Raw genomic sequence first — 13,741 nt, 5'->3', positions numbered from 1 at the left:
GCTGACGATTGCGTGGAACCTTTCAACTCAGAAACTCAGCTCGGTTGCCTACTTGGTCATCGGCGCCAGCAACTGAACGACGTTCTCCAGTTTCACGAACACGCCGTGGGCACGCCGCGGCGCTTCACCAGGCAGCCGGACGAGCATGTCGCCCTGACCCAGCAGGTTCTCCGCACCCTTCTCGTCGAGGATGATGTTCGATTCGGTCCCCTTCTGAACCGTGAGCGCCACGCGGCCAGGCACGTTGCTGCGAATCAGCCCGCTGAACGTCTCCGCGTCGGGCCGCTGGGTCGCCAGCACCAAGTGGATGCCAGCCGCGCGCGCCTTCTGTGCCAAGCGAGCAATCAGGGGCTCAATGTTGTCGTCCTGCATGACCAGGTCAGCCATCTCTTCGATGAAGACCGCGATGGACGGCAGCTTCTGGCCCTTTTTGCGGGCCTCAGAGATGTTGGAGACACCCAGACGGTTGAAGACGGAGTAGCGCGCGTCCATCTCGGCAACCAGCTCAGTCAGCATCTCGCGCGCGGGCGGGACCTCGGTGGCGATTTCGCCGCGGTAGAGGTACGGCAACTTCGCGTATGGCTTGAACTCGACCTGCTTGGGGTCAATCAGCGCCAGCTGCAGCGTATCCGGCTTGTGGCGGAGCAGCAGCGACAGCAAGAAAGAGTGGAGGCAGACGCTCTTGCCCGAACCAGTCGTGCCGCCCACAAGCAGGTGGGGTGCCGTCGCCAGGTCAAAGACGACGTCCTCACCCGTCACCGATACGCCGGCGTACAGCAGGAGCTGATTCGTGTCCTTCGAAGCGGTGTGCGCCCAGTCACGCAGGCGGTCGACGCCGACAGGTGTCCACGATGCCTTCGCACGCGGCAGGTCGATGAAGACCGTCTTGGGTTCGTCGCCGTTGGACACGGTGGCAGCGGCTTGACCCAGACTCATGGCCAAGCCCAGCTGTGCAACGCTACGGTTCAACTTGCCCAGGTCGGCCAAGTTCACCAGCAGGACGCGATAGCGCGTCAGACGCGGTCCTTGGATGACGTCCTTGACCTGCACCTTGATACCGAGTTCCGCCAGCGCCTTGGTCAGCTGAGCAGAAGCGTCCTGTGCGGCGGTCGGCGCCTTGGTGTCGTCGGCATCGCCGCCGGCGACGTCGTCCGCCAGCTGCTCCGCAAAATCGGGCATCTCTGAGCGCCTCACGAGGGTCTCGATGAAGCGGTCGTAGTCCCGGTCGGAGGACGTCCAGTCGCCCCAAAGGGCCACCGCACCACGATGCCAGTGAGCTCGTATCGCCGCACGCAGGCTGTCCTGGGACGACACCTGTTCGGAGCCAGTCGCGCGGGCGTGCGTGACGAGAAGACCCACCCACGCGCCGATGTTCTCGGCGGTGAACAGCGAACTTGCCGGGATGTCCATGCCCTTGGAATCGACCTGACCGTCGGGCAGGCGGCCCATGGCCAGCGAGCGTCCGATGGCCAAACGTGCAACCTGCGCCTTGGTGGCCAGTGCCAGCGTGCGATGCAGCTGCTCGGTGTACTTGTCGGCTTCCTGGCTGGTTCGGTACCGCGAGCTGAGAACTTGCTGGAGGTCGAGGTCGCTCATCGGTTGGCTCCGAAATACTTGTCGCGCTTGGCGGTCGTGCGGCCGATGCCGTCGCCAACGTCGGTGTGGTCAAGCAGGTAGGTGGCCGACACGTTGTCCTTGATGCGCTTGTAGAAGTCGGTGTCGATTTCCTTGTCCTGGGACAGCAGGATGACCTGACGGTTTGAGTCGCTGGTCCAGAACTGGAAGATGTTTGCGCGGTGGCGGCTGTCGAGGCGGCCTAGTGGCGTGTCGACAACCAGCGGCGCCTTGACGCCGGAGACCTGGGCCAGCCCGGCGATGAGTGCCGTGGCAAAAATCTGGTTCTCCCCGGCCGAGCGGTCAAAGACGATGTCCTTGCCGGTCTTGCCCAAGATGCGCGTCGTGCCATCGTTGTCGATGACGATTTTTGCGACCTGGTCCTTGTGCGCAAGCTGCTTGTAGACCTTGGTCATCGCGGTTGCCAGCGCCTGCACCTTCAGCGGGAACAGCAGCGGCACCACTTCTTCGATGACGGCGCGCACACGCTCGGACTTGTTCAGCAGGCTACGCGTTGGACTGGTGTCGTCCATGCGCTTCTTTTCTTGCAGATAGCGCGACTTGGTGTTGTTGACCGCGACTTCGAGGCTTGCCACCTCTCGGTCTTCCGACCGGATGTGGTTCTCGAGCGTTTCAATCTCGTCGGAAACGCGCTTCAGGTCTGCCTTCAGCGTGGCCAACGTGCCGTCGCGGTCGATGCCTTCGACGCGAGAAATCTTGCGTCCAAGTTCGTCGATTTGCTCCACTAGGCTGCGTTGCTGGGACAGCAGGTCGTGCACGTCTTGCTGGCCGACTGAGAGCGAACCCAGGAACGACAGCGCACGCTCACGCAATTCGTCGTGCAGGTAGCCATGCACAACTGTCTCCGCGCAATTTGTCGGCGGCGGGTGGAACAGCGAGGCCCATGCGGTCTCGATGCGGGCTTTCACGACGGCCAACTGCTCCGGCGACAGGCCGGGCTGGAACTCGGGCGTGCTGGCGCCGAGGAACGCCCACTCGAATTTGTCGCGCTTTGGCTGCAGCGAACGGCATTCAGCCTCCCAGGACGCCAGCGCGATTTCGCTCTCTAGCTGGGTCTTGAACTCGGTCAGCAGCGCGCGCGGCATCAGGTGGAACGGCAGCTTGTCCGCCAGGATGCGCTCTAGCTGCTTCTGGACGTCACGCTGATTGCTGCGCAGACCTTCTCGCTCTTCGACGAGGTCCTTCACCGTGGCGATGTCACCGCCGCCACCGCCGGCAGCAGTGATGCGCTCGATGAACGACTCGCGCTCACCCTTCAGTTGGGCCAGCCGCTCTGAACTTTCAGATGAGTCGCGCTGCAGTTCCGTCAGTCGGGCTTGGTCGGCTGTCAGCGAATCCAGCATGCGCTGGATGTTCTCTTCGTCGACGCTGGACACCGTGGAGCGCTTGCCAGCCTCGAAGTCCCGCAGGCGGTCAGCAAGCTGTCGCAGCAGAACGATGCCGAGAAGACCTTCCAGGCCTTGCTTGACCTGCTCGATGCGCGCTTGGTCAGCGAGCTTCTTGACTTCTTCACCGTCGAAGAAGAAGAACGGCGCGATATGCGCGGGGACGAAGTGGTCGTCCAGCAGGTCTGACAGCAAGAAACCGTTCTTGCCGTCCTTCTTGGGAGTGTCCGGAACGTCCCGGAAGACTTCGCGTACGACCGCTTCCTCGTCGCGAGTCCAAGTGCCGGTCACGCTCTTGAAGTACCAGCGCCGGCGGATGTCGATGGCTTTGGTCTTGGTGCGGTTGATGACCACGCGCACCGACATCGAGTCCTGGCCGTCGCGCTTCGCCTCGCCATTGAAGGCGCGTTCAAGGAACGTGGGGTAGCCCTTGATGTCGTCGGTCTTCAGGCCTGCACGCGCCAAGTGAATGATGGCGTCCTTGCCGTACAGCGCCAGATACAGCGCTTCAAGGATGGAGGTCTTGCCGTACCCGTTCATCCCGCCGATGAGCACGATGTTCTTGCCATCGGTCGGCTCGGGGAAATCCAGCTCGGCGTGCGGGTAGCTCTTGAAGTTGGTCAGCTCAATCTTTGAAATCCACAAGGTGCGTCTCCCTCAGTCCATCCGTCCAAGGATTTCTTCGAAGCGCATGAAGATGCCATGCGCTCGCTCCTGGTGCTGACGCTCGCGTTGCAGCGACACCAGCTCGGTAAGGACATCAAGGGGAACCTTGTGCTTTTCGCAGACCACCGACAGCCGGATGTTGGCGTCGGCGTCCGACCATAGCGGCAGGTCCGCGACGCTGGCTTCTTCTTGAACCGTCTCAGACATTGGCTAGACCCTCCTCTGTTTGCAAGTCTTCTGCCCACAGCTTGTGGATGAGGTCCACCTCGTCCTTGCTGATGAGCTCTGCTCCGAATTCTTCTTGCACTTGCAGCAACCGCTCAAGAATCTCTCGGCGTGCCTGGATTGTGAACGGACCTGGGATGTGTTTCCCGGTGACGTCGAACGTTAGACGCCCGTTGCGGCGAATGGCGCTCCGGCGAGTCGGGTCGTTACGGATGTCGACCAGCCAATCGCGGAAGGCGACCAGCGGCTTGTAGGCGTGCTGGCCAGAGTCGATGAAGCCCTGCAGGCTCTTGTCCTTCTCGACCACCGTGCAGGTCCAGCAGCCGAAGCGGCTGTTCTTCGTGCCGCAGCCGGGCGCTTCCTCTTTGCTCAGCACGACGGGGCACTCGCCGCCTTCGGCGTCGCGATACAGCTGGAACAGCTTCCGGTGCGAACCGCCCCAGGGGGCGGGGAAGGAGCCGAGGATTTCCCAGACGTCGTCGGTCGACAACTCGACGATGGGCCGGTAGATGAGCGCGCCCGTCACGCTGGCATGCTCATTCAGGTTGGTGCCGCGGACGTTCTCGTACTTGTTGATGGTCTGCATGCGCCGGATGCTCTCCGTGCGCCGGACACCGAGCACGACGATGGCCGCGCCGAACTTGGAGACGTTGTCCCGGATGTACGTGCTGGTCGGCTGAATCTTCAGTCGGTCAGTGCACCAACGCATCTGGGAGTTGGGGCTTGGATACCCCTTGCCGATGAGCAGCACCCAGAACGTCTTGTCTAGGTCAGGCTTGGTGCGCGCCACGGTGATGGGCAGCTCGAGACTGTCGACAGCGCCTTCGATGAGCCGCGACACGTCGTCGAGATGGGCCATGACCAGCGGGCTCTCAACCATCGTGTCGTTCGAGACGATGTGAACGGGGCGGGTGCGGCGCGAGGGTGGGATTGCCAGCAGCGCTTCGAAGACCGCGTGGGCGACCACGGTCGAGTCCTTGCCACCCGAAAATCCGACAATCCAGGGGTACTCTTGGGTCTCGGAGAGGTACTCCTCCTTGACGTTGCGGACGATGTCTCGCCACCGGTCGCTAACAGGGCGGCCGTCTTCTTGCTCAAATGACACTACGGGTTCCAAGTCGCCAAAGGAAGGCCAGCGCGCAGCCCGTGCACGTCGCAGGTCATGGCGGACCCTCCCCAGAAAGAAAAGTGCGGCCCCCTTGGGTCCGCATCTATTTAAGTTTAAATAGATGCGCGGTAGGCGGCAAGGCGACCCACCTGAAAGTCCCCGCAATGCGACATTGGATGTTTCACGGACTTGGGCAGCAGACAGCTTCTTCCAGGCGCACTGCTAGTGGTGACAAGGACTTGCGTGTGGTGGACGGACATCGGTCACGGCGCCTATCGGTCGAACGGCCTGATGTTTCACGCGCTTAGCGCCGCTTGTGGCGAATTTGATAACGGCGATTACGGAATCGCCCTGGTGCCTGAGGGCACGTGAGCTCGGCTGCGACCGCGTCGAAGCCCTGGGCATGGCTGAGCCTCTGCGGGCCCGCCAGGCCAAGGCGTTGGCTATACGTGCCGACAATCACCTCGGCCGACCATGCGCAAACTTTCGTGGCAATCTGTCCTCTTCTGCACGGGCGTGCTGGTGGCGCTTGGCGTCGCCATCCTGTTCGGCTTCCAGCTATACCGAGACAGCCAGCAAGAAGCGCAGTTCGCCCGGACGCGAGACCTAGAGCTTCAAGCAGCGAAGTGCCTCGACGAGCACCTGTCGCCAGCGGGCGCTCAGCGAGTTGCAGACCTGCTAGACCGCATCCCCACACTGTTTGAACCATCTGTTAAGAACGCCGCCGAGGCAAGACGCCTCGCAATGCGAGTTGTCGGGACAAGATGCCCGCGTCTGTTTCAGGAGTTGTACACCCTGCAAGACTCGTCCGTTACCGAACCCACCGAAATTTCCATGTTCTGGCAAGCTGCGCTTGCGGCCTCTTACAAGGTTGACTCACTCCGTAAGGCTGCCGCAGCGGATGCAGCTCTGTCGGTGGCGAAGAAGTCAGCTGATGCTCAGGAAAATGGCATCACACGCGAGTTGGAGCGGCGTGGGGATGAATCCTGGCTAACCAGGTAGCGCGTCGAGCCGTCGTCCGGGGCGGCGATAGGCAGCGTCGATGAAGAGGCGCCGCCGCCGGGGGCGGCATGCGCCCATGAAAAGACGTCCTCATAGAAAAAATCAAAGTCGCGCTGAACCCTGTACAGACTCAGAGCACCTGTTTTCTTAGATGTGACAGGGACTTAGGGCCCGTTCTGGTTCATTTGCGGCGTATCACCCTGCAGAAATACAAACGGCCCGCAGAGCGGGCCGTTGAAGCGGAGCGCGCGTGCGCTCAGGCGGCCTTGCGGCGGCGTGCCATCCAGCCCACCAGGCCCAGGCCGCCCAGCATCAGGGCGTAGCTTTCGGGTTCGGGCACAGCACTGATCGTCAGCGTGCCGCCGTGATCGGCACCGCCCGCGAAATGATTGAAGTTGCTGGTGCTGAAGACTGACGTCAAGTCGAGTGTTCCGCCGGTTGCCGTCACGAAGTGAGCGTTGGGGCCGGTCAGCGTGCCGTTTTCGAACTGCACATAAGGGTCCACCGCCTGGGCCAGCGTGTAGATCTGGCCCTGGAAGCTGAAGGTCAGCGCGGTCAGGCTGAACGTGCCATCGAAGCCTCCGTTGGCGACCACGGCATCGTCGAAGGAGAAGGTGCCTGTCAGTACATTGACGCTGGGGTCAGCGTCGAAGCTGCCGGTCAGCGAGAAGGTGCCCGCCTGGGCGGAGCAGGCCAGCGTCAGTGCGGCGAGGGTGAGAGCAGTTTTGCGGATCATGTTTTTCTTCCTCAGAACTTGAAGATCGATGCGGTGACAGCCGAGCAGGTCAGGCCCTTGAGTTGCAGCAGCGGTTTGGCTTTGATCGGGCCGGCGCTGCCATCGACGTCGATGTTGACGATGGCGCCTGCAGTGTTGGCCGTGCAGGTGACGTGGCCGGTGGCCAGCGGGTCGGCGCTGACGATGCCGTTCGAGGCCAGCAGCTTGGTCAGAACGAGCGTGTCCTTGCCTGGCACGAAGTCGGTGATGACGTCACCGGCGTCGCCCATGCTGCCGTAGACGAACTGGTTGTTGCCGCCGCCGCCGGTCAGCGTGTCGGCGCCCGCGCCGCCTTCGATGACGTCGTCACCAGCCGTGCCGACGATGGTGTCGCGGCCGCTCGTACCGAGCACGGACTTCACCAGGTTCAGGCCCATGACCATGGGGTCATGGTCCGACGAGCGGTACGGCTTGTCGGTGTACAGGTCCGGGCTGCCGGTCGTGCTGCTACCGTAGACCTTGAACTCGGTGTTGTAGTCGATGAAGCTGGGCTCGTCGGCGTTGATGTGCCACGACGTCGCGTACACCAGCTTGGACAGCAGGCCGGCGCTCACCAGCCCGTGGTCCAGGCGGCCGGCGCCGCCGTCGAACACGTAGGAGTAGTCCAGCGGCTCGAACGTGCCGACGGCGTCGATGATGCTGCCGTCGCCGGTCAGCGCGAGGATGGGGTCTTCCTTGGCGTAGGAGTTGAAGTCGCCCAGCAGCACGACGTTGTCGGTGCCGGCGGCGGACTTCACGCTGCCGACGAAGCTCTTCAGGCGGTTGGCCTGGGCCACGCGGCGCGCGTTCCAGCAGCCCTGCAGACCGTCGTCGACGTTGCCGTCGGCATCGGCATCACCCGCGCCGGGGCAGGAGCCCTTGGACTTCAGGTGGTTCACGACGACGGCGAACTTCTCGCCGTTGGCCAGCGTGAAGCCCTGGGCCAGCGTCGGGCGGTTGTTGATGGCGTCGCCGTCCGACAGCGTGGCGCCGTTCAGCGTCAGCTTGCCCGGCTTGTAGATCATGGCCACGCGGATGGCGTCGGTGCCCGTCAGCGCCGGCATCGGCACGCTGGCGTAGACGTTGCCGCCCAGCTTGGCGTTCAGCCGGTTGACCAGGTAGTCCACCGTCGTGTTGCCGTTGTTCTGGATCTCCATCAGGCCGACGACGTCGGCATTCAGCGCGGCCAGCTCGTTCAGCGTCTTGGCGATCTGGCGGTCGAACTCGGCCTGGTTGTTGGCGCCGCGGCAGTTGGCGTTGGACGTGCTGCCGCCCAGCTTGCAGCCGGGCGATGCGCCCGAGCCCGTGGCGACGCTGCCGTTGGCCAGGCTGGTGAAGAAGTTCAACACGTTGGCGCTGGCGATGCGCACGTTGCCACCGCTGACCTGCGGCGTCGCGACGCGCGGGTTGGTGCGGTCGAACACGACGCCCGCCACGTCCAGCGGATGGATCTTGTACATGCCGAACTCGGTGTTCGTCGCCGTGGCCAGGCCGTAGTCGATGACGCCGGTGATGCTGGCGGTCGTGTCGCCGGCGCGCAGCGTGTTGTCGGCGCCGATGTAGGGAGCCGGGTTCACGTTCTGCGCGGTGGTGCCGTCGTCCAGCAGGATGCTGCGGCGGGCGTTGTCGGCCTGCAGCGCCAGCGCGTCGGGGCCTGCGGGGTGCACGTTGGTGGGGGTGTAGACGCGGCCGCCGGCAGCCAGCGTGACCTGGCCGAAGCGGCCCAGGAAGTAGTTCTGCTGCGCCATCAACGGGCCGCGCAGCGTGACCACCATGCCCTCATAGGCCTCCAGGCCGCCCGCCGGCAGCGTGGCGAGGTCCACCTCGACGGGTGTCACGGAGCCGGTGCCGGTCACGGTGATGCCCGACACGCTGGTCAGTTCGGTGACGGTGTGGGCCAGCGTGTCGGCATTGCCGGCGGCGCCGGTGTTGAACTCGGTGACGGTGCCCGACAGGCGCACGGCCTGGCCGACGCTGACCGTCGGCGCGGTGCTGGTGAACACGAAGATGCCGTCCGACGTCATCGGGTCACCGTCGCCCACCGGGTCCTGCAGGTAGAAGCCGTTGCTCATCAGCCGGGTGACGACGCCGCTGGTCGTCACCGTCGAGCCCTGCAGCGGGCTCTTGGTGCCCGAGCCCTGGATGGCCGGGATGCTGACGAGGCCGCTGACGTTGATGTTGAACGTGCACGAGGCGGTCTGGCCATCGTCGTTCTTCCACTTCAGCGTCGCGGGGTGGCTGCCGACCGCCAGGCTGCTGGCGATGTCGAGCGACTGGGTGGCCGTGTCGCCGATGGCCAGGGCCGGCGAGAACGAGCCCAGCGTGACGCCGGCCGGCAGCGTGGTGCCTTCCGCGAGGATGCCGTTGACGCGGCTGTCCTGGTCGGTGGCGGTCACGCTGTGGGTGGCGGAGCTGCCGACGACGAGGTTGGCGTCGGTGCAGGTCGGCACGATGGGCTTGGCAGCCACCGCGCACAGGCTGACCGGCGAAGCCGTGTTGCGCGGGGCGGCGGCGGCGGCGGCGAAGTCGGCGCTGTTGACGTTGGTGTCCGTGCAGCCATTGGCGGCGCGGAAGATGGCATTTGCCGCGCTGGGCGCGGGCGCGGCGCCGGCGCCTTCGAAGAAGTTGGCGCTGCCGAAGCCCACGAGGTCGGCGACCTTGGCCATCTGGTCGGTGGAGCAAGGCGACGCGGCGTTGCCGTTGCAGCCCAGCGGGTCGGTCTGCTTGACCAGCGCCACCTTGCCGCCGCCGGCGGCCATGTTGATGTTGTCCGGGGCCAGGTCGGCCGCGGGCAGGGCGGCGCCGACGTTGCCGCCGGAGCCCAGGCGGATCAGGAAGAACTGGCCTGGCTGCACCTTGCCGGACAACGTGGCGATCTGGCTGCTGGTGGCCCCGAAGCCGCCGGTGCCGCTGGCGCTGGCATATTGCAGCGACCAACCGGCCAGGTTGACCTCGGCGTCGCCGCGGTTGTGCAACTCGACATAGTCGTTGCGGTAGACGGCGTTGGCGTTGCCGCCGGCGCTGTAGACCTGGCTGATGACGACTTCGCCGGCGGCCAGCGCAGCGGGAGCGGCAAACGCCGCGGCAATGAGAGCTACCAGGGGTCGGAGTTGCATGACTGATTAGTAAAAATTGCCCAAAACGGGGCGCATCGTATTGATGCTTCGTGACGATTTGATCCACCACATTCGAGGGGGTGCCGCCGGCACCCGCCGGCCGCCATGCCGCATGCACTGCTTTTGATCGGGGTTCTCACTTATTTCGCCGGGCTGCTGGTGCTGGCGAGGTGCGTCTCGCACGGCGCTGGTGCTGCGGGTTTCTACGTGGGAGGCAGGGAAAGTCCCTGGCCGGTCGTCGCGTTCGGGATGGTCGGCACGTCGCTTTCCGGCGTCACCTTCATCAGCGTGCCCGGCTCGGTGGCGGCCAGCGGCTTCACCTACCTGCAGGTCACGCTGGGCTATGTGGCCGGCTACGTGGCCATCGCCTTCGTGCTGCTGCCGGCCTACCACCGGCTGCGCGTCGCCTCCATCTACGAGCTACTGGGGGAGCGCCTGGGGCCGGCCGCGCGGCGGCTGGGCTCGGCCTACTTCATCCTCAGCCGCACCGTGGGCGCGACGGCGCGGCTCTACCTCGTCGTGCAGGTGCTGTACCTGCTGATGCTGCAGCCGCTGGGCCTGCCCTTCGCCGTCGGCGCGGCCGTCGTGCTGGCGATGATCCTGCTCTACACGGTGGAGGGTGGCGTGAAGGCGCTGGTGTGGACCGACACGCTGCAGACCGCCGGCATGCTGACGGGGCTGGTGGTCTGCATCGCGCTGCTGTGGCGGCCCGACGCGCTGGCGCAGCTGGACGCCGCCGGCCTGAGCCGCGTGTGGGTGGGCGACCCGCTGTCCCGCGACTTCTCCGTGAAGGCGCTGCTGGCCGGCATGTTCATCGCCATCGCGATGACGGGGCTGGACCAGGAAATGATGCAGAAGAGCCTGTCGGTGGCGAAGCTGCGCGACGCGCAGAAGAACCTGCTGCTGCTGGCGGTACTGCTGGTCGTCGTCATCACCGCCTTCCTGCTGCTGGGCGGGCTGCTGACGCTGTTCGCCCGCGAGCACGGGCTGGCGGCCACCGGCGACGCGCTGTTCCCCGCCGTCGTCATGCAGCACCTGCCGGGCTGGGTGCAGGCGGTGTTCGTGCTGGCGCTGGTGTCGGCGCTGCTGCCGAGTGCCGACGGCGCGCTGACCGCGCTGACGGCCAGCACCTGCCTGGACCTGCTGCGCGTGGGCCAGGACGACATCCGCACCCGGCGCCGCGTGCACCTGGGCTTTGCGGTGCTGTTCCTGCTGCTGGTGCTGGGCTTCAAGGCGCTGGACAACGCCAGCATGGTGTTCCTGATCCTGAAGCTCGCGGGCTACACCTACGGCCCGCTGCTCGGGCTGTTTGCGTTCGCGCTGTTCACGCCGCGGCCGGTGTCAGGCCGTGCGCTGGTGGCGGTGTGTGTGGCGGCGCCGCTGCTGTGCGCGGTGCTGGACTTCGGGCAGCCGTGGGGTGGGTGGCAGATCGGGTTGGAGTTGTTGGTGCTCAATGGCCTGCTAACGTGGCTAGGGCTGTGGTGGGCAGGGCGTGACTGAGGTGACTCGTCGTTCGCACGCAAAGCAGCGCACACACGTCTCTAGGGTTGCCGCTACGGCAGCCAGCATGGAAGGTAAGACAGAGTGGACGAACGCATAGCCATTTGGAACGTTCTGCATGATGGCGAGATCACAGCGGTATCGCGTTCGGGCAGTGCCGTCACGTTCTTCGTCAGCATTGGCTACTTGAGGCGTCGATTCGCGCCACCTGGCGGATGCTTTGCATTGAGCCTCGGCGAGGTGAGCGAATTGCATTTCCATGACTTCGACGGCGAGGTGCAAACGCTTGAACAGCAATTTGAGACGGGCAGGTTGGACATCCTGGGCACCGAGTCGCAACGCTTGCCCATCGTCGTGGATACGTCGATGGGAAGCATGACGCTTTCGTTTGAGCGGTTCGATTTGTCACTGGATACGGGCCAGCTTGTGAGCTTTGCTGAGATAGATCAGGTGTCCGACGAGTACTGGCGGGACTGGGAAGGCAAGCGTCTTCGGGGTGAAGCTAGCTAGCGTCTAACTGTTGTCGACCCGCGAAGCCTGCATGTCCTCGCCTGACCTCCAAATTCACAGCACCCTCTCCCGCATGCTCGCCACCTTCGTGCGCGAGCACTGGCGCGCCTACGCGTCGGCCGCGGCCATGCTCAGCTGCATCGCTGCGATGACCGTCTGGATTCCCCGCCAGGTCGGCCATGTCGTCGATGCGCTGGTGGCCGGCAAGCTGCAGGGCCCGGCGCTCATCGAGCCGCTGTCGCTGCTGGTGCTCGCAGGACTCGCCATCTACCTGTTGCGCGTGGGCTGGCGGCTCACGCTGTTCAAGGCGGCCTACCGGCTCGGCGCGCGGCTGCGCACGCGGCTGTTCGCGCGGCTGGCGCTGCAGGGGCCGGCCTACTTCCAGCAGCAGCGCACCGGCGACCTGATGGCGCTGGCGACCAACGACATCGACACCGTCGAGATGGCCGCCGGCGAGGCGATGCTGGCGGGCTTCGACGGCACGCAGACGCTGCTGCTGGTGCTGGCGATGATGACGCTGTCCATCGACTGGCGGCTGGGCCTGGCCGCGTTGCTGCCCTTCCCGCTGATGGGGCTGGCGTTCTGGTGGATCAGCAAGCATCTGCACGAGGCCGCGCAGGACTCGCTGACCCGCTTTGGCGACCTCAACCAGCAGGTGCAGGAGAGCCTGGCCGGTGTGCGCACGCTGCGGGCGCTGGGCCTGGTGGACCGCAGCCGCCAGCGCTTCGGGGCGCTGGCCGACAGTGCCGCCGAGGCGGCCTTCCGCTCGCAGCGCTGGGAGGCCGCCTACGAGCCGGCCGTGGGCATGACGCTGGCGGCGGCCTATGCCATCGCGCTGGCCGTGGGCGGCTGGCTGGTGGCGCAGCGCGAGATCACCATCGGCCAGCTGACCGCGTTCACGATGTACCTGGGCCAGCTGATCTGGCCCATGTTCGCGGCGGGCTGGGTGTTGTCGCTGCTGGAGCGCGGCCGGGCCGCCTGGGCGCGGCTGGCGCCGGTGCTGGATGCGCCGCTGACGCTGGCCGATGCAGGCCGGGCCGCGTTGCCGCCCGGCGCGACGCTGACCGCCGAGGGGCTGAGCTTCCGGTTCCCGGGCGCCAAGCGGCCGGCGCTGGAAGCGGTGGATCTGACGCTCGCGCCCGGCCGCACGCTGGGCATCGTGGGCGCCACTGGTGCCGGCAAGTCCACGCTCGTGCGCCTGCTGCTGCGCCAGGCGGAGCCCGACGCGGGCCGGCTGCTGCTCGCCGATGTGCCGCTGCCGGACCTGCCGCTGGCCACGCTGCGCGCGCACATCGCCTGGGTGCCGCAGGAGCCCTTTTTGTTCTCGGCCTCGGTGGCCGACAACATCGCGCTGGCAAGACCTGGCGCCACGCCGGCCGACATCGAGGCCGCCGCCCGGCTGGCCGCCGTGCACGACGACATCGCGCGGCTGCCGCAGGGCTACGCGACGGAGGTGGGCGAGCGCGGCGTGACGCTGTCCGGCGGCCAGCGCCAGCGTGTCGCCATCGCGCGGGCGCTGCTGTCCGACGCCGCACTGCTGGTGCTGGATGACGCGCTGTCGGCCGTTGACACCGGCACCGAGACGGCCATCCTTGACCACCTGCGCGAGCTGCGCGCCGCGCGGCCCGACCGCAGCGTCATCGTCATCGCGCACCGGCTGTCCGCCGTCATGGACGCCGACGAGGTCATCGTGCTGAAGCAGGGCCACGTCATCGAGCGCGGCACGCATGCGCAGCTGCTCGAACTGGGCGGCTGGTACGCGGCCCAGTGGCGCTATCAACAGATCGAGGCCAGCCTTGAAGCCGAGTAAGCCGACCGAGAAGCCCTGGCAAAGCGTCGG

The 13,741-nt window shown here is 65.7% G+C and carries 9 protein-coding genes and 1 pseudogene; 4 read left to right on the top strand and 6 right to left on the bottom strand.

The annotated features are described in order from the left end of the window. Positions 1 to 48: 48 nt before the first annotated feature. The 4 genes from ACG04Q_RS19240 to dndC are packed head-to-tail and all read right to left on the bottom strand — an operon-like array spanning position 49 to position 5,016. A complete protein-coding gene (locus tag ACG04Q_RS19240) occupies positions 49 to 1,596 on the bottom strand; it encodes a DNA translocase FtsK (RefSeq protein WP_394512893.1) in 1,548 nt (515 codons plus the stop codon). Further along, positions 1,593 to 3,665: a DNA sulfur modification protein DndD gene (dndD, locus tag ACG04Q_RS19235; RefSeq protein ID WP_394512892.1), complete on the bottom strand. Its 2,073-nt coding sequence runs from the start codon at positions 3,663 to 3,665 to the stop codon at positions 1,593 to 1,595. Before dndD ends, ACG04Q_RS19240 begins: the two co-directional genes overlap by 4 nt. A gap of 12 nt (positions 3,666 to 3,677) precedes the next feature. Next, complete coding sequence (locus ACG04Q_RS19230; RefSeq protein ID WP_394512891.1) at positions 3,678 to 3,893, bottom strand: DNA modification system-associated small protein; 216 nt, start codon at positions 3,891 to 3,893, stop codon at positions 3,678 to 3,680. Then, complete coding sequence (gene dndC, locus ACG04Q_RS19225; protein WP_394512890.1) at positions 3,886 to 5,016, bottom strand: DNA phosphorothioation system sulfurtransferase DndC; 1,131 nt, start codon at positions 5,014 to 5,016, stop codon at positions 3,886 to 3,888. The genes ACG04Q_RS19230 and dndC overlap by 8 nt, the downstream gene beginning before the upstream one ends. Before the next feature lie 477 nt (positions 5,017 to 5,493). Here dndC and ACG04Q_RS19220 point away from each other — a divergent pair, with 477 nt between their 5' ends. Beyond that, complete coding sequence (locus tag ACG04Q_RS19220) at positions 5,494 to 6,021, top strand: hypothetical protein (RefSeq protein ID WP_394512888.1); 528 nt, start codon at positions 5,494 to 5,496, stop codon at positions 6,019 to 6,021. Positions 6,022 to 6,277: 256 nt separating this feature from the next. Here the strand turns inward: ACG04Q_RS19220 and ACG04Q_RS19215 are convergent. Together ACG04Q_RS19215 and ACG04Q_RS19210 are read right to left on the bottom strand one after the other, a co-directional pair. Then, positions 6,278 to 6,724, bottom strand: a pseudogene (locus ACG04Q_RS19215) (PEP-CTERM sorting domain-containing protein); the annotation flags it as partial. Positions 6,725 to 6,768: 44 nt separating this feature from the next. Beyond that, on the bottom strand, positions 6,769 to 9,891 hold the full coding sequence (locus tag ACG04Q_RS19210) for an ExeM/NucH family extracellular endonuclease (protein ID WP_394512887.1): 3,123 nt from the start codon (positions 9,889 to 9,891) through the stop codon (positions 6,769 to 6,771). A gap of 105 nt (positions 9,892 to 9,996) precedes the next feature. Here ACG04Q_RS19210 and ACG04Q_RS19205 point away from each other — a divergent pair, with 105 nt between their 5' ends. The 3 genes from ACG04Q_RS19205 to ACG04Q_RS19195 all read left to right on the top strand — a co-directional run bounded on the left by ACG04Q_RS19205 (position 9,997) and on the right by ACG04Q_RS19195 (position 13,711). Next, the gene (locus ACG04Q_RS19205; protein WP_394512886.1) at positions 9,997 to 11,391 is read left to right on the top strand and encodes a sodium:solute symporter; all 1,395 of its coding nucleotides are present in this window, start codon (positions 9,997 to 9,999) and stop codon (positions 11,389 to 11,391) included. An 84-nt stretch (positions 11,392 to 11,475) separates the two neighbouring features. Then, the gene (locus tag ACG04Q_RS19200; RefSeq protein WP_394512885.1) at positions 11,476 to 11,901 is read left to right on the top strand and encodes a hypothetical protein; all 426 of its coding nucleotides are present in this window, start codon (positions 11,476 to 11,478) and stop codon (positions 11,899 to 11,901) included. A 73-nt stretch (positions 11,902 to 11,974) separates the two neighbouring features. Then, positions 11,975 to 13,711, top strand: a complete 1,737-nt coding sequence (locus tag ACG04Q_RS19195) for an ABC transporter ATP-binding protein (RefSeq protein WP_394512884.1) — start codon at positions 11,975 to 11,977, stop codon at positions 13,709 to 13,711. Positions 13,712 to 13,741: the final 30 nt, after the last annotated feature.

Origin of the sequence: Pelomonas lactea, assembly GCF_043555885.1 — a bacterium.
Taxonomy (GTDB): Bacteria; Pseudomonadota; Gammaproteobacteria; order Burkholderiales; family Burkholderiaceae_C; genus Pelomonas; species Pelomonas lactea.
This window is presented reverse-complemented; position numbering and strand designations above follow the sequence as displayed.